General features: G+C 35.6%; 23 protein-coding genes. 8 read left to right on the top strand and 15 right to left on the bottom strand.

The window, feature by feature from the left end; translation table 11 throughout:
- Positions 1–107 precede the first annotated feature (107 nt).
- The 5 genes from ribH to WFZ86_RS15950 all read left to right on the top strand — a co-directional run bounded on the left by ribH (position 108) and on the right by WFZ86_RS15950 (position 5,556).
- On the top strand, positions 108–680 hold the full coding sequence (ribH, locus tag WFZ86_RS15970; protein ID WP_315171292.1) for a 6,7-dimethyl-8-ribityllumazine synthase: 573 nt from the start codon (positions 108–110) through the stop codon (positions 678–680).
- 177 nt (positions 681–857) lie between these two features.
- Entirely contained in the window at positions 858–2,723 is a 1,866-nt protein-coding gene (gene mutL / locus WFZ86_RS15965; protein WP_342692853.1) for a DNA mismatch repair endonuclease MutL, read from the top strand.
- Complete coding sequence (locus tag WFZ86_RS15960) at positions 2,720–3,532, top strand: rhomboid family intramembrane serine protease (RefSeq protein WP_342692852.1); 813 nt, start codon at positions 2,720–2,722, stop codon at positions 3,530–3,532. Before mutL ends, WFZ86_RS15960 begins: the two co-directional genes overlap by 4 nt.
- 59 nt (positions 3,533–3,591) lie before the next feature.
- Complete coding sequence (locus WFZ86_RS15955) at positions 3,592–4,461, top strand: rhomboid family intramembrane serine protease (RefSeq protein WP_342692851.1); 870 nt, start codon at positions 3,592–3,594, stop codon at positions 4,459–4,461.
- A gap of 51 nt (positions 4,462–4,512) precedes the next feature.
- Positions 4,513–5,556 carry an endonuclease/exonuclease/phosphatase family protein gene (locus WFZ86_RS15950; protein WP_342692850.1) on the top strand — a complete coding sequence of 348 codons (1,044 nt, stop codon included), beginning with the start codon at positions 4,513–4,515 and terminating at the stop codon, positions 5,554–5,556.
- Positions 5,557–5,702: 146 nt separating this feature from the next.
- On the opposite strand, the gene WFZ86_RS15945 is transcribed toward WFZ86_RS15950, so the two are convergent.
- The 8 genes from WFZ86_RS15945 to WFZ86_RS15910 all read right to left on the bottom strand — a co-directional run bounded on the left by WFZ86_RS15945 (position 5,703) and on the right by WFZ86_RS15910 (position 12,050).
- Positions 5,703–6,326: a WbqC family protein gene (locus tag WFZ86_RS15945; RefSeq protein WP_342692849.1), complete on the bottom strand. Its 624-nt coding sequence runs from the start codon at positions 6,324–6,326 to the stop codon at positions 5,703–5,705.
- A gap of 78 nt (positions 6,327–6,404) precedes the next feature.
- A complete protein-coding gene (gene lepB, locus WFZ86_RS15940) occupies positions 6,405–7,961 on the bottom strand; it encodes a signal peptidase I (protein ID WP_342692848.1) in 1,557 nt (518 codons plus the stop codon).
- Positions 7,962–7,999: 38 nt separating this feature from the next.
- Complete coding sequence (dapB, locus tag WFZ86_RS15935) at positions 8,000–8,704, bottom strand: 4-hydroxy-tetrahydrodipicolinate reductase (protein ID WP_342692847.1); 705 nt, start codon at positions 8,702–8,704, stop codon at positions 8,000–8,002.
- A gap of 26 nt (positions 8,705–8,730) precedes the next feature.
- Positions 8,731–9,291 (bottom strand): DUF5683 domain-containing protein, encoded by a 561-nt coding sequence (locus WFZ86_RS15930; protein ID WP_342692846.1) that lies wholly within the window; start codon positions 9,289–9,291, stop codon positions 8,731–8,733.
- On the bottom strand, positions 9,291–10,190 hold the full coding sequence (locus tag WFZ86_RS15925; RefSeq protein WP_342692845.1) for a ParB/RepB/Spo0J family partition protein: 900 nt from the start codon (positions 10,188–10,190) through the stop codon (positions 9,291–9,293). The genes WFZ86_RS15930 and WFZ86_RS15925 overlap by 1 nt, the downstream gene beginning before the upstream one ends.
- 5 nt (positions 10,191–10,195) lie before the next feature.
- Positions 10,196–10,963, bottom strand: coding sequence for a ParA family protein (locus WFZ86_RS15920; protein ID WP_342692844.1), 768 nt, complete (start codon positions 10,961–10,963; stop codon positions 10,196–10,198).
- Between the two features lie 263 nt (positions 10,964–11,226).
- The gene (locus tag WFZ86_RS15915; protein WP_342692843.1) at positions 11,227–11,706 is read right to left on the bottom strand and encodes a hypothetical protein; all 480 of its coding nucleotides are present in this window, start codon (positions 11,704–11,706) and stop codon (positions 11,227–11,229) included.
- Between the two features lie 56 nt (positions 11,707–11,762).
- Complete coding sequence (locus WFZ86_RS15910) at positions 11,763–12,050, bottom strand: hypothetical protein (protein ID WP_342692842.1); 288 nt, start codon at positions 12,048–12,050, stop codon at positions 11,763–11,765.
- Between the two features lie 448 nt (positions 12,051–12,498).
- Between WFZ86_RS15910 and WFZ86_RS15905 the strand changes: the two genes are divergently transcribed.
- The gene (locus WFZ86_RS15905) at positions 12,499–13,809 is read left to right on the top strand and encodes a pectate lyase family protein (protein ID WP_342692841.1); all 1,311 of its coding nucleotides are present in this window, start codon (positions 12,499–12,501) and stop codon (positions 13,807–13,809) included.
- A 93-nt stretch (positions 13,810–13,902) separates the two neighbouring features.
- Positions 13,903–14,781 carry a hypothetical protein gene (locus tag WFZ86_RS15900; protein ID WP_342692840.1) on the top strand — a complete coding sequence of 293 codons (879 nt, stop codon included), beginning with the start codon at positions 13,903–13,905 and terminating at the stop codon, positions 14,779–14,781.
- On the opposite strand, the gene WFZ86_RS15895 is transcribed toward WFZ86_RS15900, so the two are convergent.
- Positions 14,764–18,492, bottom strand: coding sequence for a metallophosphoesterase (locus WFZ86_RS15895; RefSeq protein ID WP_342692839.1), 3,729 nt, complete (start codon positions 18,490–18,492; stop codon positions 14,764–14,766). The genes WFZ86_RS15900 and WFZ86_RS15895 overlap by 18 nt on opposite strands.
- A gap of 25 nt (positions 18,493–18,517) precedes the next feature.
- Between WFZ86_RS15895 and WFZ86_RS15890 the strand changes: the two genes are divergently transcribed.
- Positions 18,518–19,708, top strand: a complete 1,191-nt coding sequence (locus tag WFZ86_RS15890; RefSeq protein ID WP_342692838.1) for a Pycsar system effector family protein — start codon at positions 18,518–18,520, stop codon at positions 19,706–19,708.
- A gap of 96 nt (positions 19,709–19,804) precedes the next feature.
- Here WFZ86_RS15890 and WFZ86_RS15885 read toward each other — a convergent pair whose 3' ends face one another.
- From WFZ86_RS15885 to WFZ86_RS15860, 6 genes are all read right to left on the bottom strand, one after another.
- Entirely contained in the window at positions 19,805–20,377 is a 573-nt protein-coding gene (locus WFZ86_RS15885; RefSeq protein ID WP_342692837.1) for an NADPH-dependent FMN reductase, read from the bottom strand.
- A 5-nt stretch (positions 20,378–20,382) separates the two neighbouring features.
- Positions 20,383–20,619: a 4a-hydroxytetrahydrobiopterin dehydratase gene (locus WFZ86_RS15880; protein ID WP_342692836.1), complete on the bottom strand. Its 237-nt coding sequence runs from the start codon at positions 20,617–20,619 to the stop codon at positions 20,383–20,385.
- 6 nt (positions 20,620–20,625) lie between these two features.
- Positions 20,626–20,787, bottom strand: coding sequence for a DUF6496 domain-containing protein (locus tag WFZ86_RS15875; RefSeq protein ID WP_342692835.1), 162 nt, complete (start codon positions 20,785–20,787; stop codon positions 20,626–20,628).
- 65 nt (positions 20,788–20,852) lie between these two features.
- A complete protein-coding gene (locus WFZ86_RS15870) occupies positions 20,853–21,314 on the bottom strand; it encodes a ferritin-like domain-containing protein (RefSeq protein ID WP_342692834.1) in 462 nt (153 codons plus the stop codon).
- Positions 21,315–21,384: 70 nt separating this feature from the next.
- On the bottom strand, positions 21,385–22,242 hold the full coding sequence (locus WFZ86_RS15865; protein ID WP_342692833.1) for an alpha/beta fold hydrolase: 858 nt from the start codon (positions 22,240–22,242) through the stop codon (positions 21,385–21,387).
- 295 nt (positions 22,243–22,537) lie between these two features.
- A complete protein-coding gene (locus WFZ86_RS15860) occupies positions 22,538–23,290 on the bottom strand; it encodes a DUF1835 domain-containing protein (protein ID WP_342692832.1) in 753 nt (250 codons plus the stop codon).
- Positions 23,291–23,418: the final 128 nt, after the last annotated feature.

Raw genomic sequence — 23,418 nt, 5'->3', positions numbered from 1 at the left:
AAGGATATTCCCTCCCATCGGGGCTAGGAGTAATGTTTTTGCTTTTTTGGCAACATTCTTAAAAGGCAACAAAAAGTACAAGAGTTTAATTTAAATAAAACAATACAATGGCAACCGTAAACAAAAATTTATCGGATTATAATAAAAACGAAGTTCCAGATGCCAAAGATTTCCGTTTCGGAATTGTGGTTGCAGAATGGAATGAAAATATAACAGAAGGGCTTTTCAATGGCGCCTACCAAGCCTTGATAGAAAACCAAGTGCCCGTTCAGCACATTATCCGTTGGAATGTTCCAGGAAGTTTTGAGCTGATTTATGGAGCCAAAAAAATGCTGCAAACCCAAAACGTAGATGCGGTAATTGTGATTGGGTGTGTGATTCAAGGTGAGACCAAGCATTTTGATTTTGTTTGCGAAGGCGTTACCCAAGGCATAAAAGACCTAAACGTACAAACCGATATTCCTGTAATTTTTTGCGTGCTAACGGATAATACGATGCAACAATCTATAGACAGAAGCGGAGGAATTCACGGTAACAAAGGTACCGAAGCCGCCATCGCAGCTATAAAAATGGCATACATTCGTCATCAAGCTACGCTAACGCATCAATTTCAACATCAAAATTTATTAGGAGCTGGCGCTTTGCAAATCGAAGAGAAGCCGTTACAACTTGAAGAATAGTGTTATAGTTTCTTAATTTTACAACCTATACTTCGATTTTTCAAGTATAGGTTTTTTGTTTTTTTTATGAGTACGACGCTAGTAAAACCCAATAGTTTTTGCTTAAATTTGTCCTCCTTGGTTTTTGATTTTAAATCCAAATCAGAAATTCGTAACCTCTAAATCTTATATTTTTTAATGTCGAGTATTATTCAATTGCTTCCGGATCACGTCGCTAACCAAATTGCTGCTGGAGAAGTAGTCCAGAGACCTGCATCTGTTGTCAAAGAATTGTTGGAAAATGCTGTAGATGCCAAAGCCACCGACATTAAATTGATTATAAAAGATGCCGGAAAATCACTGGTACAAGTCATAGATAATGGCGTTGGAATGAGCGTGACAGATGCGCGTTTGTGCTTTGAACGCCACGCTACTTCTAAAATCCGTTTGGCCGAAGATTTATTTTCATTAAACACCAAAGGCTTTCGTGGAGAGGCTTTGGCTTCTATCGCAGCGATTGCTCACGTAGAAATGAAAACCAAGCAAGATCAAGACGAATTGGGTACTCACATTATCATCGAAGGGAGCAAGTTTGTTTCCCAAGAAGTGGCTGTTCTGCCCAAAGGAACTTCTTTTGCTGTAAAAAATCTTTTTTTTAATATTCCAGCCCGTCGTAATTTCCTAAAATCCGATACCGTCGAATTTCGCCACGTGGTCGATGAGTTCCAACGTGTGGTTATGGCGCATCCCAAAATTCATTTTACTTTTTATCATAACGGAAATGAAATGTTCAATTTGCCTCCAGCTACTTTACGTCAACGTATTGTAGGAATATTTGCTGGTAAAACCAATGAAAAATTGGTGCCTGTAAGCGAAGAAACAGAGATAGTGAGCATTCAAGGTTTTGTAAGCAAACCCGAATTTGCCAAAAAGAGTAGAGGAGAACAGTTTTTCTTTGTCAATGACCGATTTATAAAAAGTGGTTATTTGCACCACGCGGTAATGGCAGCTTTTGACGGCATTTTGAAAGACGGTTTGCAACCCAGTTACTTTTTGTACCTCACTGTTGAACCCAATACTATCGATATCAATATTCATCCCACCAAAACCGAGATTAAATTTGACGATGAACACGCTTTGTATGCTATTCTAAGAGCTTCAATCAAGCACAGTCTTGGGCAATTTAATGTAGCTCCTGTATTGGATTTTGATAGAGATGCCAATTTGGATACACCGTATCATTATAAAGATTTGGAAGGTTCTTTTCCTACTATTGAGGTTGATGGTAATTTTAATCCTTTTGCAGAAGTAGTTGCTGCTCCCAAAAAATCTTTTTCTAGTTATAAGAAACCAGAGTCTACCTCAAGTTGGGAAAGTTTATATGTCGGCCTAGAACCAGAGGTAGGACGCAATCCAGAACCCGAGCAGTTTTCTAGTATGGCTTTCGAAACGGATGCTATTTCTTCCTCATTGTTTTCGGATAATGAAGTTGAACAAGCGGTTCAAAAAACATATCAAATACATAAAAAATATATTGTTTCGCCTATAAAGTCAGGAATGGTAATTGTCGACCAACAGCGTGCTCATCAAAGAGTGTTGTACGAGCAATTTTTGGCCAATATGACCATGCATCAAGCAGCTAGTCAGCAGTTGTTGTTTCCGTTGAATTTGTTCTTTTCTACCGATGAAATGGCGTTGATTGCAGAATTGCAAAGTACATTGACTGCAACAGGCTTTGTTTTTGACACTTCGGCTACAGATCATGTGGTGATTTCGGGAATTCCAGTTACAATTTCAGAAAGTGAAGTGGCTTTGGTGATCGAACAATTATTAGCCGATTTACACGATGGAATTCCAGAAAACAGTTTTAGTCAAAGCGATACTATTGCCAAATCAATGGCCAAAAGTTTAGCAGTAAAAACAGGAACGTATTTAACCGAAAAAGAACAAGAAAATGTTGTAAATGGCCTTTTTGCATGCAAAGAGCCCAATGTTTCTCCTTTTAATAAACCTACTTTCATTACTATGCGTGTGGAAGATTTAGATAAAAAATTTGCTGTATGATGAATATCACACCTGTTGTAAAACAACTATTAATAATCAATATATTATTTTTTATCGGTACTCAGTTGGTTCCAGTATCAAATGTTTATTTTGCATTATTTTCGTATCAAGATTCAAATTTTCAATATTGGCAGATACTAACACATATGTTTATGCATGGTGGTATAATGCATATCTTGTTCAATATGTTTGCTTTGTTTTCTTTTGGCTCTACTCTTGAGCATTTTTGGGGAGGCAAAAAGTTTTTGTTTTTTTACATTTCTTGCGGTATTGGTGCAGCTTTGGTCCAAATGGGTATAAATTATTTAGAGTTGCAGCATATTTTAGAAAATGTAAAAGATTTTAATCTTACGGACAGTGCTTTGCATCAAATACTTAATGCTACGGTATCTGATAATACGGTTTATCGCCCAGATTTATTTGAAGCAGAGTTAAAACCAATTTTAGAGAATGCTGGCAAATTGAATATGTTAAATGAAGATTCATTTTTAAGCTTTTTCAAAGCAGCTAGTAGTGTCCAAGTGCCAATGGTAGGAGCTTCTGGAGCTATCTATGGACTTTTAGTTGCCTTTGCTTTTATGTTTCCTAATGTTGAATTGATGTTAATGTTCATCCCGATTCCAATCAAAGCAAAATATTTTATACCTGTATTATTAATGTATGATTTATATTCTGGTGTAACTGGAGGTTCTATTTTTGGAGGTTCTTCAGGAATTGCACACTTTGCGCATTTGGGAGGTGCTCTGTTAGGTTTCTTGATGATGTGGTATTGGAAAAAAAATCAATTCAATAACAATCGTTGGAATTAATAAAAACGAGTTCTTTTTTATAGTTTTGTTTATATTTAGGATATTAATAGCATCATTTTATGAATATACTCGATGATTTAAAATCGCGTTACCGTTTGGGAGATGTTGCATTGCAATTCATTTTCTGGAATGTAGGTATCTTTTTAATCTCCATACCGCTTTTTTACCAATTTAAGTTAGGTCAATTTGCATTTCCTGATTGGATTGCATTGTCATCAGATCCTTTAGTTTCTTTACGCTCTCCTTGGACATATATATCATATGCGTTTTTTCACGACGGAATTGGTCATTTGTTCTTCAATATGATTGTTTTGCACTTTTGCAGTCAGTTGTTTTTGACGTTTTTTACAACCAAACAGTTTGTAGGATTGTATATTTTAAGTGCAATTTTTTCAGGTGTTGTCTTTGTATTGTCTTATTATTTTATGCAGTACAATTCGTTAATAGTAGGGGCTTCGGCAGCAATTTATGCAATATTGGTAGCCACTACAACCTATCAACCACTAATGGAAGTGCAATTGTTCCTTTTTGGTAGAGTAAAGTTGTGGTACATCACCGCCGCTGTAATTCTTTTATTGGATGTGCTTCAATTTCGTTTAGAGAATATGGGCGGGCACATCGCTCACTTTGCTGGTGCCTTTTTTGGTTTTTTATTTATAAAACTATTGGTTAATGGTTTGGATTTGAGTAAATTGGTAACTGGTATTGTCGATTTTTTTATAAGTTTGTTTCAAAAGAAAGAGAAAAAACCGTTCAAGAAAGTGCACGTAAATTATGCTAAAAAAGAGCCAACAAGAACGACTTCTAGAATTGTTACTAAAGACAAAACACAACAACAGATTGATGAAATTTTAGATAAAATTAGTCAGTCGGGTTATGATTGTCTGACCAAAGAAGAAAAAGAATTTTTGTTTAAAGCCGGAAAATAAAGTTGTTTTAGATAGCGCAAATCTAAATCTTCAACCTGAAACTAATAAAAAATGAAAAACCTATCTTGGTTCAATAAAATAATGTTTTTCTTGAATTTAGTCCTGACTGTATTCACGTTTACTGCCTATATATTTCCTTTTTTGTCGCCCAAAGTATTTCCGTTGTTTGCTGTTTTTACACTGTTTATGCCTGCTTTTTTCGTGCTTAACGGTTTGTTTTTCATTTATTGGGGAATTCAGTTCAAAAAACGAATGATTCTATCAGGTTTGGTTTTGCTGATGGGGATAACTTTTATCAATAAATTTTACAAATTTTCACAAAAAAACTATCCAGAATCTCCAAAGGATTTTAAAATAATGAGCTATAATGTTCGCCTTTTTAACGTATTCAAATGGATAGATAGAGAGGATATACCAGAAGTAATCTTGGCTTTTATCAATCAAAACAATCCTGATATTCTATGTATTCAGGAATATTCAAACCACGGAAATGTCGATTTAAAAGTATATCCTTATCGCTATATTTTTATCGAAGGGGATAAAATTCGTACGGGGCAAGCCATTTTTTCAAAATTCCCTATCATCAATCAAGGCAATATTGTGTTTCCTAATTCTAATAATAACGCCATTTTCGCCGATATAAAGCGAGGAAAAGATATTATCCGCGTGTACAATATCCATTTTCAATCGATAAAAATTTCGCCAGACGTACACGAAATTTCCGAGAACATCGAGGTAATCAATCAACAAAAATCACAGAAATTATATAACCGAATTAGCAAAGCTTTCAGACAACAACAAGAACAAGCCGAAATATTTATCGCTCACAAAAAAGAATGTACCTATCCGTTAATCATCTGTGGCGACTTGAATAATAGCGCCTTTTCTTATGTGTATCGAAATGTAAAAGGGAAATTGAGAGACACTTTTGAAGAAGCGGGAAAAGGTTTTGGGCAAACCTATACCTTTCGATACTACCCCGCGAGGATTGATTATATTTTTGCAGACAATCAAATGGAAGTGAAAGACTTTCAGAGTTTCCCTGAGTTTCAAAACTCAGATCATTATCCCATCATAGCTAAATTGAGTTTTTAAAAGCAGTTTTAGGAGCGAAACAAAAGGCAATTTTGTTGGTATGGGTTCCCGCTCTCCGCTATATCTTTTGTAGTCAGAGCTTGAAAAAAGCTATGACTACAAAAGGATGCCGCTGCGATCGGGGCTAAGGAGTATCAATTGGCTTTTTATGGCACAATAATCTTTTGATTTTTCAAGTAATCCAAAGCAAATTTTCCTTCATTAAAAATTAAATCCAGCACGCTCAAATTGTTGATGAAACCGTGTTTGTCATCAAAAACTTGAGTGTAGCTCCCGAAAATATTAGGGTCTTTTTTACCATTTACTAGGCTTCTAGCATCAAAAATGTCATCTGCTACTTCGTGAAAATATTCATCTGTCTTTTTGAATTCTAGCGGATATCTTAGGCATTTTTCCATCAAAGCAATCGTTTCAAAATTTAAATCCATCAAGTAAGTGTGCTTTTTTTCAAAGAATGGTATAAAATCATCTTCAAAAAACTCAAAGAACGGAGAGCTTCTATAGCCCGATTCAAGAGATTTAAAGTGCTGCTTTTGCCAATCAAAATCATTCTCAATGGTAATGTCTTTTGTTTTTTGATGTCCTTTGTTGGCGTGCTTTATTGGAATATTTAGCATTTGAATCCCATTCGGGCTATAAATGTAAGTTCTATTTCTATTCGTCTGTTTTTGAAAATTATCTTCAACTTCAAACGTTACTACTTCCGACTGTACCATAGCCGCAAACTGACTAATTGAAGGGAAATACGATGGGTGTATTAATGTATTCATACTACTTTTTTTAAAGTCAAAAGTCATATCTATCCGAAAAGGAAAAATATGACTTTTGAAGAAACGTTGTACATTGGGTTAAATCTCAGTTTTAGCTTTTCTTTTTTTCCAAAAATATTCTCCAATAAAGAAAGCAACTAAAGCAAACAAGAAGTACTTGAAATAGGATTGTGGTTGGCCTTCGCCGCTAACGGTTGTGAAAACACGATCCCAACGAATTTTGTTGATACCTTTTCCGTTAGTATCCCAGCTTAACCAAATAAAAATAGGTTTACCCACAATATGGTTTTCTGGAACAAATCCCCAATAACGACTGTCTTCAGAGTTATGGCGATTGTCTCCCATCATCCAATAATAATTTTGATCAAAAGTGTAATTAGTAGCTACTTTACCATCAATTCTGATTTCGGTTCCGTTTACTTCTAATTTTTTATTTTCATAATCGGTTATGATATTTTTGTAAAAAGGAAGCGTTTCTAAATTCAAAGCCACCGTTTTTCCTTTTTGCGGAATATAAATTGGACCGTAGTTGTCTTGATTCCAGTTTTTGGTATGAGGAAAGACACTTTTTTCGGCTCCTTTTGAAATTATTCTAGTCACCGAAGTAATACCTGGTACTTGTTTAAATCGTTCTGCACCGGCAGCAGTCAAAGCACTAATAAATAAAGTATCTCTTTTTTGATCATCCAAAAATCCCGCTGGATCTGTAATGTCTAGTTCTTTGAACAGTGTTTCAAAATCAATAGGTGTTTTACCATCCAATGCCAGTTTGTAGGAATATTGAGGTTTGGCTCTTTCTGGTAAGATAAGTTCTTTTCCGTCAATGTAAATTAAACCATCTTTAATGGATAAATTATCTCCAGGTAAACCTACACAACGTTTTACGTAGTTTGATTTTTTATCGATAGGTTTATCAACGCGCAAACCAGATTTGTCTCTAAATTTATATACTGTGTCTACTGGCCAGTTGAATACTACAATGTCATTTCGCTTGATGTCTTCGATAGAAGGGAATCTCATATAAGGCAATTGTGGCCAATTTAAATACGATTTTTTCTTAGTTAATGGAATGGTGTCGTGAACCATCGGCATCGCAACGGTAGTCATTGGAACTCTTGCTCCATAGTTCATTTTGCTTACAAACAAAAAGTCTCCCACCAATAATGATTTCTCTAAAGATGAAGTTGGAATGGTAAATGGTTGAATGAAATAAGTATGAACAATGGTGGCAACAATAACTGCAAACAACAATGAACTAACAGTATCAGCCGCTTTGTGATCAGGTGCTGTGTCTCTATCGGCTATATAATTTAATGGTTGTGTATAATTAATGTAATACAAATAAAAACCAAAGGTTAGAATCACTAAAATGGTGTCTATTGTAGAACGTCTTCCAAAACTACGTAAGGTTTCTACCCAAACTACAGGAAACATAATTAAGTTGATTACTGGAATGAACAATAAAATCGTCCACCAAGTTGGTCTTCCTATGATTTTCATCAATACAATAGCATTGTAAATAGGAATTGCGGCTTGCCAGCGTTTTCTTCCGGCACTTTCGTACATTTTCCATGTCCCCAAAAAATGGACTATTTGAATAACTAAAAAGAATACAAACCAAGAATATAGTGTCATAGGATTCGGTATTTTTTAAAACTAATGTAGCTCTATGATTATTTAAAATTTAAAACATCTTTCATTGTGAAAACGCCTTGTTTTCCTGCCAACCATTCTGCAGCAATAACAGCACCTAAGGCAAATCCTTCTCTGTTGTGAGCAGTATGCTTAATTTCGATGGCGTCGATAGGGGAGTTGTAGGTCACCGTATGTGTACCCGGAACTTCTCCTATTCTAATGGCTTCAATGTGAAGTTCGTTTTCATTTGGACTTGTATCCATAGTCCATTTAGAATACTTACTATGTTCCATAACTCCCTCGGCTAGGGTAATAGCCGTTCCGCTTGGCGCGTCTAATTTATGGATATGGTGAATTTCCTCCATTGACACTTTATAAGAATCATAAGGAGCCATTATTTTTGACAAATAGGAATTCAATTCAAAAAAAAGATTTACGCCCAAACTGAAGTTAGAGCTAGAAATAAAACCACCATTTTTTTCTTTACATAAGGCAATCATTTCGTCATAATGCGCCAACCAGCCCGTTGTGCCAGAAACTACAGGAACCTGATTGTTGAAACTTGCAGAGATATTAGCAACTGCTGCTGCTGGGACACTGAAATCTATAGCAACATCGGCTTTTTCTAGTCCTTCGTAGGTGTTGAATTCGTCTTTTTTTAAAACAATTTCGTGGCCTCTCTCAAGCGCAATTTTTTCAATTACTTGGCCCATTTTTCCGTATCCTAAAAGCGCAATCTTCATTTTTTTTGATTTAAAATAAGTACTTCTTAAAAAGTATAATTGAAAGTTAGTCCAACGTTGGGACGAAACGTTACATCGTTTGGGTAAATTTCAGGTTTTAAAGAAAGATTTTCATTTACATTAAACTGAATTAAAGCCGCATCGACATTGGCGTCTATAATATTCAATACATAAAAACCAACCGTTACTAATGCCGATAAATCTCTGTTACGTTGGTAGAATTTTTGACCTGCAATGAGTCGGCTATTGTCTAAATAAGAAAATTTATCATCGGTGTAGCCTTCTAATCTTCTTTTGTAAGCATCTCGGTATTGATTGTATTTTCTATTGTTATCAATATAAAAATACAAACTTGTACCTATTCCAGCGTAAACCAGTGGAATTTTCCAATACTTTTTGTTGTAGGCTTGACCTAAACCTGGCAAAATAGCAGAGTAAAAAGCTGCTTTTGCAGGTGTTAATGGATCTATATCATTTGATTGGACAGTGTCTTTTGGAACTAAACCTTCAGTTTTTTTATCTTGTGCAAAAACAAAATCATTTCCTATACAAAAAGTGAGGATACATATGGTAAGGAATTTATTCACTACCTGTTGATTAGTTTTATGATTCTGTTCAAATCTTCTTCGGAATGAAATGGAATCGTTATTTTCCCTTTTCCTTTAGGGTCTACTTTCAGATCTACTTTGGTTCCAAAATAAGAGTTGAAACTATGTTGTTGTTCGTCATCAATTTCGAAAGCAGCAGATTTTGTTGGAATGTTTGATTTTGGCAATAAACTTTCTTGATAGTTTTTTACCAACGTTTCGGTTTCACGTACAGATAGATTTTGACTTACGATTTTCTGATACATTTGCGCCTGAACATCTAAATCTTCAACATTGATAATGGCACGGCCATGTCCCATACTAATGAAACCGTCTCTAATCCCTGTTTGAATAATTGGATCTAGTTTTAAAAGACGTAAATAGTTAGCAATTGTAGAACGTTTTTTTCCAACTCTTTCACTCATTTGTTCTTGAGTCAACTGAATTTCATCCATTAAGCGTTGGTAGGAAAGGGCAATCTCAATTGGGTCTAAGTCATGACGTTGAATGTTTTCCACCAAAGCCATAACCAATGATTCGTTGTCATTTGCAATACGAATGTACGCTGGTACAGTAGTAAGTCCTACTAAAACTGACGCACGCAAACGACGTTCTCCTGAAATTAATTGGTATTTGTTAAAGTCTAACTTTCGAACCGTAATGGGTTGAATCACGCCTAATTCTTTGATAGAAGTAGCTAATTCGCGCAATGACTCTTCATTGAAATTTGTTCTGGGTTGAAATGGATTAATTTCAATAGCATCAATTTCAAGCTCAATAATGTTACCTACAACTTTGTCAGCATTCTTATCCTCAACCGACTTAATATCGTTTTCAGGGTCTTTTAATAATGCGGATAATCCTCTACCAAGTGCTTGTTTTTTTACTGCTTTTGTCATAAAACCTATTTGCTATTTTTCTTTATTATTTCTTGAGCTAAGTGAATGTAATTTACCGCTCCTTTGCTAGTAGCGTCATAGTTAATGATGCTTTCTCCAAAACTAGGAGCTTCACTCAATTTTACATTTCGTTGGATTACGGTGTCAAAAACCATATCGTTGAAGTGTTTTTGGACTTCTTCCAAAACTTGATTAGACAAACGTAATCTTGAGTCATACATCGTAAGTAATAATCCTTCGATATCTAAATCTGGGTTGTGAATTTTTTGAATACTTTTTACGGTATTCAATAATTTTCCTAATCCTTCAAGTGCAAAATATTCGCACTGAATAGGGATAATCACAGAATCAGCAGCGGTAAGTGCGTTCAAAGTTAGTAAGCCCAAAGATGGCGCGCAATCAATCAAAATGTAGTCGTATTCATCTTTGATACTGTCTAATGATTTTTTGAGCATGTACTCACGGTTTTCTTTGTCTACCAATTCGATTTCGATAGCCACAAGGTCGATATGGGATGGAATTACGTCTACGTTTGGAGCGGTGCATTTCAGCAACGCCTCATGTGGAGTATGACTGTGCTCTAAAATTTGATAGGTCCCAATCTCAACTGTTTCTACATCAATTCCTAGTCCTGATGTGGCATTAGCTTGAGGGTCAGCATCAATTAATAAAACTTTTTTTTCTAAAACACCTAATGATGCTGCAAGATTTACGGATGTTGTAGTTTTTCCAACTCCTCCTTTTTGATTAGCAATCGCAATGATTTTGCCCATTTGTTTTTGAATTTTGTGCGGTAAAAATACAATTTTTTATGGTTATTGAAAATCTATTTTGTAACATTTCTGATTGTTTTTTTTTACCACTTTGGAGACTATATTTTTTACAAGCGAAAGTCGTTCTTAATTACGGAATTGTTTTTTTTTAAGGTTTTTTTATGCCTATTCGTTAAATTTTTATATTTATAAAAATGCCCCCAAAAAGTGTCTAACCTTTTTGGGGGTAATCTAAATTAGAGTTTTTTGCTGTTTTGTAGTATCTAGTAAGTGTACATCGTAGCACTTGATTCCGCTCTGTTGTTTTGTGCTAAAGAAACAAAAGGAATTCCTTCTTTAGCGGCTTTTCTTTTCAAAGCAATAATATTTTGTTGCTGAACAGCCAATGGAGTTTGACCTTTTACTCGGTTAACGAATTTAGAGTCGCTAGTAGTTGAAGATAAACCAGCAGCTGTATTAGGAGTAATAAGTAGCACTTTGTTGTAATCTTGCTCACCGTTTACTACAATTTTATCTGAAACTTTGGTTGTCGCATTGGTTGTAGTGTTGATTAATTCTGCTATCGCAAAAGTGCTTATCGTTTGCTCTACTTGATCTTTTCCAGAGTTGAAATAGATTAAATTGTTGTCGGTTTTGATGTAATTTACATTCAGTTTTTCACCATTATGTTTTACTAAAGTATGTGATTGAGCATAAAATGGTGCAGAAATAGCTAAAAATAATAAAGTTATAAAAGTTCTCATAGGACTAATTTTTTTCTTGTTGTTTTTTTTTAATTAAAAGGGAACTGAAAAAAAAGTTAGCATTCTGGAGGTGGACAATGTTTTTGCAAATAAATTCCTGTGGTATAGAAAGAATCCATAATCACTTTTGGTCTTCGAATGCTGAAGTATTCTTTTTTGGTGTTGCCCAAAGTCTCAACTCTGAACACCCAAAAAAATTCGGAGTCCAATTCTTTTTGACTTTCATTTTTTACTGTCCACTCCGTTGTTTTAGAATCTCTTACGTCTAAATAGCAATTTAGTGTCCATAATAAAGAATATGAAAATAAAAAGAATAAAAATGCTATGTTTTTTGATTTTTTCACATTGTAAAGATATTAAAATAAAGAAAAACGCACAATTCTGTTTTGGTTAAAAAACAGTTAATGTGCTTTTTATAAGTACAGTATCTTTATTTTGATACTTATTTACTTATTAATGTCATTACAATGGGGGTAGGTACTTAATTCTTTATTCTTATCATGTTTTTAGGTGTTTTTTGGTAGGGGGTCTGTTTTTTATGAGTGAAAATAGATTTTAGTTATATAGGTAGTAGTTTTTTATTTTATCCTTTTTTTTATAGTTTTTTTCTTAAAAAAAACAGGGATATAATACCAATAATCCCTTCTTGTTGATAGAAAATGACTGTTTATCATTAATTAGCTATTGCAAAATAAAAAAGTATTATCTGGTTGGGTAATGGATTACATTAGATTAAGTTGTTGTATTTTGCACTGATTTCCCAAAATCTTAACCTACTAATAATTTTATTTTATGAAGAAGACTGTATTTACACCTTTCTTTTTTTTCGTGTTTTTGACTGCTTTTGGACAAAACTATTATATGTCTAAACCCGAAGGCTTTGGAGCTGCCGCTACTGGTGGGGGCAATGCCACTCCCATAACCGTTACTACCTATGATGAATTTAAGGCGGCAATCAAATTGACTACTCCCCAAGTTATTTTGGTTTCTGGTACGATTAATTGCAGTTATACAAGTGAAACACTCACCAATAAAACCATCATCGGTTTAAAAGGAGCACGCTTAGTCAATACTAATCAAACGGCAACGGGCTCTGGAATTCTTTATCTAAAACCAGGCTCAAACAACGTGATTATTAGAAATCTTATTTTTGAAGGACCAGGCGCCTATGATGTAGATGGTAGAGACAATCTCACATCTGAGTGTACCAATCTTTGGGTAGACCATTGTGAGTTTCAAGATGGCACCGACGGAAATTTTGATAATAAAGGAGCTGGTGATAATACCACCATTTCCTGGTGTAAGTTTACCTATTTAAAACCGGCAAAAACTGGCGGTCCTGGCGGTGCGGATGACCATCGTTTTACCAATTTGGTGGGGTCTAGTAAGTCGGATTTCCCTGCAGATGGACATTATAGCATCACTTTTCAAAACTGCTATTGGGCTGAAGGTTGCAAAGAAAGAATGCCTAGAGCCAGAAATGCAGAATTACATTTATTAAATTGCTATTACAATACTACGGTTTCTGGTTCATTGGCCATTGGTTTAGGTGGCGGAAATAATAACACTACTTGTTATGTAGAGAACACCAATTTTGCCAACATTGCCAGTGTTTATCGTAATTACAATAGCACCGATGGAGGTACTGTTGGGCTCACATTTGATGGCTGTATAAACGGAAGTGCCAATGTAGGTTCGGTTTCAAAACCATCCTATGCTTATACTGTTTTACCGGTGGCTGAAGTAGCTACGGCAGTGGCTAACGGAAATTGTGGGGCGGGTGCTACATTAAACGTAACCGTAGCAGGAGTTATTTCCTCAGGTTGTGCTGCTCTCGGACAAAATGAGACTATGCTGAGTAAGGTGCAGTTTTATCCAACATTGGTTGACGCTATGCTGACGATCGAATTACCTGAAAATATGGATGGCATGGCCAACATTGAAGTGTTTTCGACTTTAGGAACTCAAGTTTTTTCATGGTCTAAAAAAGTTAACGCTACTGAGAAAGTAGCTCTCAATTTATCGACTTTGCCCAAAGGATTATATTTATGTAAGCTCAAAATAGGTACAAGTATCACCACTTGGAAGTTTATAAAAAAGTAAATTTCATAACTAATATCATTTTAAAAGAGGCTACATAAGCCTCTTTTTTAGTAATCTTTCTTATCTTGAGCCAATATTTAAAGACTCTCAATCATGAAAAAAGGAATTATAGGTTTGATGGGGATTGTATGTTTAGCTTGTCAAAAAGATAGTAGTGTTTTGACCGTACAATTTGAACTCCCCAAAAAAATAAAGGAAATTTCGGGAATGGTATACATGTCTCAAGCCAAAATGATTTGGGCTTTAGAAGATAGCGGTAATGACAATGTGCTCTTTGGTTTAGATGCGCATTCGGGTGACCTCAAAAAGACGTGTACCATCACCAATGCCACCAATATTGACTGGGAAGAATTGACCAAAGATACTCAAGGCAATGTATATATTGGCGATTTTGGGAACAATGACAACATTCGTCGTGATTTGTGTATTTATAAAATTGGGGCTTCAAAACTCAATGCATCTTCTGCAAAAACTGACTATAAAATTTCCTTTTCGTTTCCGGAGCAAAAAGAATTACCTCCCAAAAAATCAGCACTACTTTTCGATACCGAAGCGTTTATTGAATGGCAAGGCTATTTTTATTTGTTTACCAAAAACAGAAGCAAAAATTTTGACGGTACTTCGTTAGTCTATAAAATCCGAAATGCGGCTGGAGTGCAGCAAGCACAATTAATTGGAAAAATTAAAACGTGCGATACTTACAACAACTGCCAAATTACGGGAGCAACACTAAGTCCTGATAAAAGCAAAATTGTTCTGCTTTGCCACGATAAAGTGTTTTTGTTATCAGGATTCAAAGGAGGAACGGTGCTAAATGGAACCAAAACTCTTTTTGAACTAGGGCATTTTTCACAAAAAGAATCCATTGCTTTTATCGACAATAATCAAATATTACTTGCTGATGAAGGCGAGAAAAAAGGAAGGTCAAAAATGTATTTGACTTCGTTACGTCAATTAAAATCCAAACCCTAAGCCTACAGAAAGTCTTGCTTCTTCATCCCTACTTTTGAAATAAGTAATTCTAGCAGTCAGTACATTCAATCCGTTAAGCCAAAGGCCGCCACCAAAGGCTTGATGCCATTTGTTAGAACTTTCACTAGGGAGCCAAACACGCCCGTAATCGAATCCGCCAAGAAGACCATAAGAAAGTGGTAACAAGCTTTTTTTGATTTTCCCCAATTGGCAACGAATATCACTGCTTTGATAGAAGGAACGTTTTCCTAAAAAGCGTTCATTTCTAAAACCTCTAAGGTCATAATCTCCACCTAATGTGGCGCCTTGATAGAATTCGTAATGGTCATTAAAAAGTATTTTCGATTTTAGAATTGTTGCGAGTACTAGTTTTCCTTTTTTATCTAGGCGATGGTTAAGGTTAATTTTGGTTTCCAAAGCGGTGAAGTTTCGGTTGAGTTCTTCCAAATTCATTTTCCAAGTTCCTTTTATCGAAAAACCAAATCCCATACTTGGATAGGCAGGTAAATCATAGTTTTCAAAAGAATAGGAGGCACTGGCACCTGCAAATTTCTGTCTTTCGAAAATCTCAGGATTAACCACACCAGGCGTGTTGATAAAACGGTTACTGCTTTCTTCTACTGTAATGCGTTCTACAATTGCTGCAAAGTTCCATTCACTGCCCATTCTTCCTATTTTTTTCAGAGAGGGAGTTATGGATAAAGTTCTTAGACGTACTCGGTTGTAATCCATTCCATTCGTCTCGTCGTTGTTGATGGTTTCGTTCCCATAACCAAAGAAATTGATGGTGAAATTAGGACTTGTATACTTGGAGGCTACATCCAAATCCCAATTTCCCAAAGCCTTTGGAAAATGAGCGTTGTACAAAAGTTCGAAACCGCTAGTGGCAAAAAAGTAGTTGGCTTTTAGGATGTGTTTTTGTGTAAAAGGATTTTGCTTAAAACGATTTACCGTATAGTTGGCAATTAACCCCAATTTTACGCCATCATCTGGATTGTATCCTCCAAAAGGAAGTCCAGAAATCGCATTGTATTTGGGTTTTTCATAATTGTAATATTGGGTGTCGTAATCATCTGTGATTACTTTTTTGGTTTTTCCATCCAAATTATAAGTGTTAGGTTTCGATTTAAAATCATAAACCATAATTTTTTTGCCGTGCGTTACGGTGTAACTATCGTTATTTTGTCCGCCCAAAAGACGTAGTAAAATTCCAGACTTGTTTTTTCCATTAACTTCAAAAACGTCATCATCATCTAAGCCATAAATCCAAATTGTTTTGGTGGTTTTTTCGTCAAATCGTTTGGTGTACCACGATTCGGGTCCTTCTTTTTTGAGACGAGAGACTGCTACTTCAACTTCGTTTTTTGAAGGGAATGAAATGGAAAATTGTTCTTTTTTGTTGGTTCCGACGATTACTACCGTTTTTTGAAGCACTTCATAATACGCTTTGGCATAATTCGGTAAGTCTCGCATTCGGACTTTTAATTTTTCAATGATTTCGTTGATAGTAGCTCCTTTTATTTCATTTGGAATTGACGCAAAACCTTCTTCTATTTCTTTGTCAGACAAATGGTTTTGAATGTATTGGGCTTCTTCAATCCAATCTTCCTTTTTGGCAGTTCTTAATAACGCCAAATCCAATGGATAAGGCTCCCTGTTGAGCCATTTTACGTTGCGAATAGACGAGTTGAAGGTTTGCATATGGCGCAAAGCAGGCATATTCATTAATAAGGAAAGCAACGCTCCATCGTACTTACTAAACGCTTGGTCTCTGTCTTTTGGAATTGGTTTGTAAATAACATTTTTTCCCTCTTTGAAGGCACTCCAGCGCCATTGATCGCTATGACGGTCCCAATCTCCGATAAGCATATCAAACAATCGCGCTCTGATATAGGCTTTTTCATCGACCTGGTATTTTTCGTCTTTGTGTAAATTGCTGAGCAACTCATCGGTAACAATAATTTTATCGGGATTGTCAAACAGGTCATTGTCGGCTTGGCTGTCACTTGGTCTTTCTTCTACCATATATAGCTCATTGCCAAAATTGGCATTGAATTCTTTTAGAGCATTATGTTTTGGAATGTAAACCAATTTTGGATTGGTGTGGTATACTCCAATTTTGTCCGCAAGATTGCCCACCGCAAAAGGCGTATAAGGATGCGATGTCGTGTAAAAATCAAATAAAAAATCCTCGGCGTATGTGTCTTCAAAGTCAGTAACCACGTATTGATCTTTGAAGGCTACGGCTTGCAGAAAACGAGTGGCGCTTTTTTTCAAGGCGCGCATTACGTATTCTTTTCCGTCTTTGTCTACCAATTGCAGTGAATTGGATTGATGTCCGCCACCCGCTCTTTTGGGTTGTAAACCGCCATAAAGCGTGTCTAGCGTAACTGTTGGAACGGTAATTTCGGTGCTGTACACTTTTCTGTAATGCGTGCCAAAAAGGAACTTGTAAAATCCTTTTTTTCGGGTTTGTTTTTGGGTGTAAATAGAAGCAGTAGTTGTTTTGGGGAAATCTTTTGGCGCTACAACAGCACTTTTTTCATCCGAATCGAAAAGAGTGGTTTCGAATAAAAGTTGTTCGTTTCCTTTTTCATTTCCAAAAAAAGAAGCTGTGATACGACCATTTTTATAAACAGAAAGAGTGGCATAACCATTACCGCCATAGGAGAAATCATTTGGGAAAATGGCTCTTGCGGCTTCAGATTTTGAGCCAGCACCACTGATGATTTGTTTGATGTTGTCGTGGTCAATATACTGTAAATTATGATCGTGCCCCGAAACAACAACCACATTATTGTGGGCTTGTAATAGGGTTTTGATGCGTTTGGTCAGGATGGAGTACTGTTTGTTTTGAATGTCTTGTGAACTTATTCCAGATGTTTTGCGTAGTAAATTGATAAAAGACCCAATTATAGGCAACGGGATTTTTTGTTCCAAAGGGAAAAGTTGTTTTTCTAGCGAAAATTGTCCTCCGTGCGACCCATTAGTTTGCAAAGGATGATGGATGGCCAACACTACTTTTTTGTCCCTGTTTTTGTTTAGTAAATCTTCTAATTCTTCGAAAAAAGCTTCTCTGGTTTTAATGTCACAAAACTCGTTGATGGTAGGATGCTCATTCCAATCTTCTAAGAACCATTGACTATCCACCACAATCATTGTTAGATTATTGTTGATTTTTACACTTTCGATGGCACAGTTTTTTTGTGGGAGAAAGCTTTTTTTATCGTTTAATTTCGTGGTGATGTATTGCGCTTGGCGTTCTAATCCTTTGATGCCGCTGTACCAATCGTGATTTCCGGGAATGAATACCGTTTGCCCTTTGAAGTTTTTAGCCAAAGCCAGTTGCGTATTCAATTTGGTTTCTGCTACTGCTTTAGCGTCAGGTTCTTTATCACTGGGCATTCCTTTGGGATAAATATTGTCTCCCAAAAACAATAAAGTACTATTTTTGTCCGCCGAAGCTAACTTTTGGCTCAAGAGTTCAAGGGTTTGTTGGGGTAGTGTTAAGTCGGCATTGCCGGCATCGCCAATTAAATAAAAAGTGTGGGCAATTTTTGTGGTATCAATGCCGTTAGTACTCCTTGTTTTTGCTGCTTCTTTTCCAAATTGTGCCTGATGTGTGGCACAGGATTGAAGCAATAGTATAAAGATAAGAAGGGTAATTCTAGTTTTAATAGTTTTAAAACGATAATCCCAAAACAATTCCATAATTTAGTCGTATAAAAATTTGTTTATGATCCTGATTTCTATAGCTCAAGATTTTGTCACTACTTTGCTCAAAGATAAACTTTCTAGTGAATATACCTATCACAATTTAACGCATACCAAAGGCGTGGTAGCAGCTGTAACCACTTTGTGTCAAGAAGAAAAAGTAGAAGGCGAGGAGCGTGAGGCGTTGCTTATTGCCGCATGGTTTCATGATACTGGATTTATTACAGGTTGTCATAACCATGAGCTATGTAGCTGTGATTTGGTGACCACTTTTTTAACAGAACAAGGCGCTTCTAATGCATTTATTACTAAAGTTTGTCAGTTGATTGCTGCTACTGAAAAAAAGTATGTTCCTCAGACACTTTTGGAAAAAATAATTAAAGATGCTGATTATTACCATCTTTTTGGAGAAGACTATTTATTCAGTTGTGAAGGACTCCGAAAGGAATGGGAAAAAACCGAAAAGGTGACCTACACCGACAAAGAATGGGCTTTGGTTAATTTTGATTTTATGGTCAACAACCACCAATTTTATACCGATTATGCCAAGACGAATTGGCAACCTTTAAAAGATAAAAACTGTATCGCTTTGCAAAAAATAATTAACACCAAAGAAGATAAAAAAGGCAAAAAGGAGAAGAAGAAAGTCAATACTCCCAAAGAAGACAAGCCTGACAAACCAGATCGTGGAATTGATACGGTTTTTAGAGTTACCTTGGGCAATCACACCCGATTGAGTGGTATTGCTGATAGTAAGGCAAATATATTGCTATCTGTAAATGCCATTATCATTTCTATTGCGTTGTCTACGATTATTCCTAAGTTGGACAACCCCAAATACGCGCATTTAATGATGCCGACTTTTGTGATGATTGTTTCTAGTGTGACGACGATTATTTTTGCAATTCTCTCCACGCGTCCCAAAGTAACTAAAGGTTTTTTCTCCCGAAAAGACATCGAAGAGCAAAAAGTGAATCTCTTGTTTTTTGGTAATTTTTATAAAATGCCCCTCGACGAATATCAATGGGCGATGAACGAAATGATCAAAGACCGTGATTATATTTACAACACTATGATCAAGGATTTATATTTCTTAGGCGTTGTATTAGAACGAAAATACCGCTTGCTTCGTGTGGCGTATAACCTATTTATGTTTGGGATTGTGGCTTCGGTAATCGCTTTTGTGGTGGCGTTTAAAATGAGTGGGATGTAATATTTTCTAAGTTGTCAATTGGCAGAATTCTTACTCAACTTGGGCTAGAAATAGAAAGATATTCGTAAAGCACAACAGATTTTTAAAGTGAAATACTCATAAACTTTGTTGATGTTGAGGTGCTCTATCGGCTTCAATACACCAAAGTAGTTCTGTAATAAAAATGGCAGCCAGTTTATCAGAATTAAGTTTATCCATCGCTTTTCCATTTTCGTCATAGGCTTTGTCTACCGATGGTACAGAAAACATAGCTGGAATTGTCCAAGCCATCATTTTCCATAGAGTAAACTGTAGTGCTACCAAAGCTTGGCTACCGCCAAACGGTCCACTTGAAACGGTAGCTATCGCAATCGGTTTGTGTTTCCACTCTTCATAAAGCAGGTCAATAGCATTCTTTAAACTTGCAGGATAGCTTCCGTTGTATTCTGGCGTAACGATGATAATTCCATCGGATGATTTAATCTTCGCTACAAATTCAAGAACATTTTCAGCTGGATTAATCAGTGTTTTAAAAGTGCCTTCAAAGATAGGGAAGTTGTATTCTTTCAAATCAATTATCGATGCAGTTGCCAGCTTATTTTCAATAAGATAATTTTGAAAATAAAGCGAAACGTTATGGCTTTTTCGTCCTTCTCTAACGCTGGATGAAATGATAGTAATCTGTCTCATAATTTTTATTTTTTGAAAATTTCATCTATTTCCTTTGAAAGTTTTACATCTTTTTCTGTAATCGTATCTTTCGCTTCATGGGTAAATAGTTTTATATCTACCTTGTTATAAACATTATTCCAATTAGGATGATGTCCCATTTTTTCAGCGGCAAAAGCAACCTTTGTCATAAACGCAAAAGCTTCTACAAAATCTTTAAATTCAAAGCTCCGTTGCAGCTGATTGTTTTCTTCTTTCCACATGATGGCTTATTTTTTAAGTTTTTCAGCCTCACTCAGTGCAATAGCAATTGCTTGTTTTGGATTTGTTACAATCGTATCAGTTTTGCCAGAATGCAATTTGCCTTCTTTAAATTCATGCATCACTTTTCCCACTTTTTTTTGTTTAGTACTAATTTTTTTCTTTTTCATTATTCGTTTTATATTGTAGCATAGGCATAAATTAAATTTTATACCCATGCTTTGTTACTTGGTTTTTATTTCTCAGCCATTACTAAATCTCGCATAGATTTTACATGGTCGTGGTCAGCTACAAGCAAAATGTGTTGTGCTTTAATCATGGCTTGTTGTTCGATACTTAAATTTTCTGTATCATTTTTCAATACTTTTTCATAAGTGCCTTTTGCCATATCTTCACCATATTCGCAAGAGTTGAGAATTGTTTTGCGGTCTTTGCCTGTTAGAGCTGCCTTTATATCCATCCACACACGATAGAATTTTCCTGATACCATTGTTCCTTCGGCAGGTGTACCACCTAATTTACTCACTTCAATTTCTAATTCTTTTTTGCATTTCTGGCTGTTAGCAGAGAACTGTGCAAATAAGGTTTTTAAGTCTTGCTCTTCAGTTTCTTTGGCCGCTGTTTCATAACCTTCAATTCTATCGTTGTTGATAGTGATAAGTGTGTTTAACACTTCAATTGTTTTTTCGTTTTCCATTTTATATGATTGTTAAGTTATTATTTGATTGTAATATTTATAAGTTGATCGTGATTGATATGTCTTCTTCTTAAGATTTAAATTCAGAATTTTTTTCTGTGATAAAATGGATTAAGTCGGCATTTAATTTTTCTTTTTCGGTTATGAATAAACCATGTGGAGCATCCTTATACACCATGTATTTGGCATGTGGAAGCATGGCTGCTGTTTTGTCTGCTGATGCTTCAATAGGTACAGTTTTATCCGCATCACCATGAATAATTAAAACAGGAACCGTGATTTTTTTAATATCCTCCCTAAAGTCTGTTTCAGAAAATGAACGCACACAATCAACTGTTGCCTTTGCCGAACTCATTAAGCATAAGTTCTGGTTCCAGTCTAACATGGCTTGGCTAACGGTTTGCTTTTTTTCTTCAACTCCGTAAAATTTTTTGCCAAACTCTATAAGAAATGCAGGACGGTCTTCTTCAATTTTATGAATAGTATCATCAAAAGTTAGCTTATCCGTTCCATTTGGGTTGTCTTCTGTTTTTAGCCTGAATGGTGTTACAGAACTAATAAAGACAACTTTTTCAATTTTAGCAGTGCCATACTTTCCGATATAGCTGGCAATTTCTCCACCGCCCATTGAAAAGCCTACAAGGGTGACTTCCGATAAATGTAGTTGAGTAATTAATTCATTCAAATCATCGGCAAGAGTAGTGTAATCGTAACCTTCCCAAGGTCTGTCTGATTTGCCAAATCCTCTGCGGTCATAAGTAATACAACGAAGGTTATGTTTTGGGAGTTCTGCTAACTGGTATTCCCACATTTCGTGGTTTAGTGGCCAACCATGAATAAATACTACGGGCTTACCTTTGCCATACTCCTGATAAAAAACTTTTACGGAGCTATTGCTTCCTGATGATTTTGATTTTATAAAACTCATGTTGGTTTTTTTATAACGGTTATATTGATGGTTTTTATTTAGTTATAAATATTTATGCTACAAAGTTGCAGCAGCTAACTCTGGCAAGCATTATAAAAAAAATCAAAAGAGTTATATGATTCACACTTTTCAATTAATAAAAAAACACCAGCTATTACTAAAGTCAAAAGATTAGTAAAAACAGAACAGCCCCGATTTTAGGGGCTGTTCTATTTTTTGTTTGGAGGCTAAAACACTTTTTTTTCGGATGATTTAGTGTATTGTCAAAAAATGAAACTGTTTCTTAGCGTAAAAACTATTGAATCAATCTGTCATACATACTCTTAATTTGAATATCTCCAAAGCCATAAATTCCTTCTCTTTTTACAAATTCTGTAAAAACAATTGGAAAATCTCTTGATTGTGTGTCAAGTATTTCTTGTACCACTTTTTCGGGTCTTCCTAATGATTGGTCTAATGGAAATCGGTCACTGTGAGCTTGGCAAACCTCTTCTAGGTAATCAAAACAGTCTGATGGGGTTTTCGCTAATGTAATAAGTTTGTCTAAATCATTATTTTGATACGCAGACCATAGGTTTTTTCCCAAGTTGATATCATCGTTTGAAAATTGAATTTTTGAATGATAGGCTTGTTCTAGTGTTTCGGTAGTAGATTGGGTAAAACCTTTCCATATATCCGCTTTGTTTGCTATGACGGGAAACACTCTGAAGACTTTAAAAGTGGGGTGCTTGGAAAGTAAGGAGAGTACAAACCACATGTTGACTTGACAAAATAAATCATTTTCAAACCAAAGACAAATTTCGGAATGCTCCGGCAAGTTGTTTAGTTTGTTTAATTCATGGACTGTTTTATTAAAATACTTTTCGGTTGATTCTTGATAAGTATTGGCAATAAATTGAGCTCGAACGTTCCAAAAGACATCAAGAGTGTCCGCAGCGACAGAACCTACAATCAAACATTCTCTGCAAATTATAAAGTCTTGATTGATGTTGGTTTGTCTCAATTGCTCAGCCAAACAGTCTCCATTTAATAGATGATAGGTTATCATTATTGGGTGGTCTTTAGGGGTAAAACGTTGGACGAAATAACTTTATTTAGTCAAATGTATTTTGTAGGCTATTTGAGTGAAATGTTTAGAGCAAAAGATTTAAGTCATTTGCTCTGAAGGACCATTCG

The organism is Flavobacterium polysaccharolyticum (assembly GCF_038739875.1).
GTDB lineage: Bacteria > Bacteroidota > Bacteroidia > Flavobacteriales > Flavobacteriaceae > Flavobacterium > Flavobacterium polysaccharolyticum.
The sequence above is the reverse complement of the archived record's forward strand: the minus strand, read 5'-3'. Positions and strand labels throughout refer to the sequence as shown.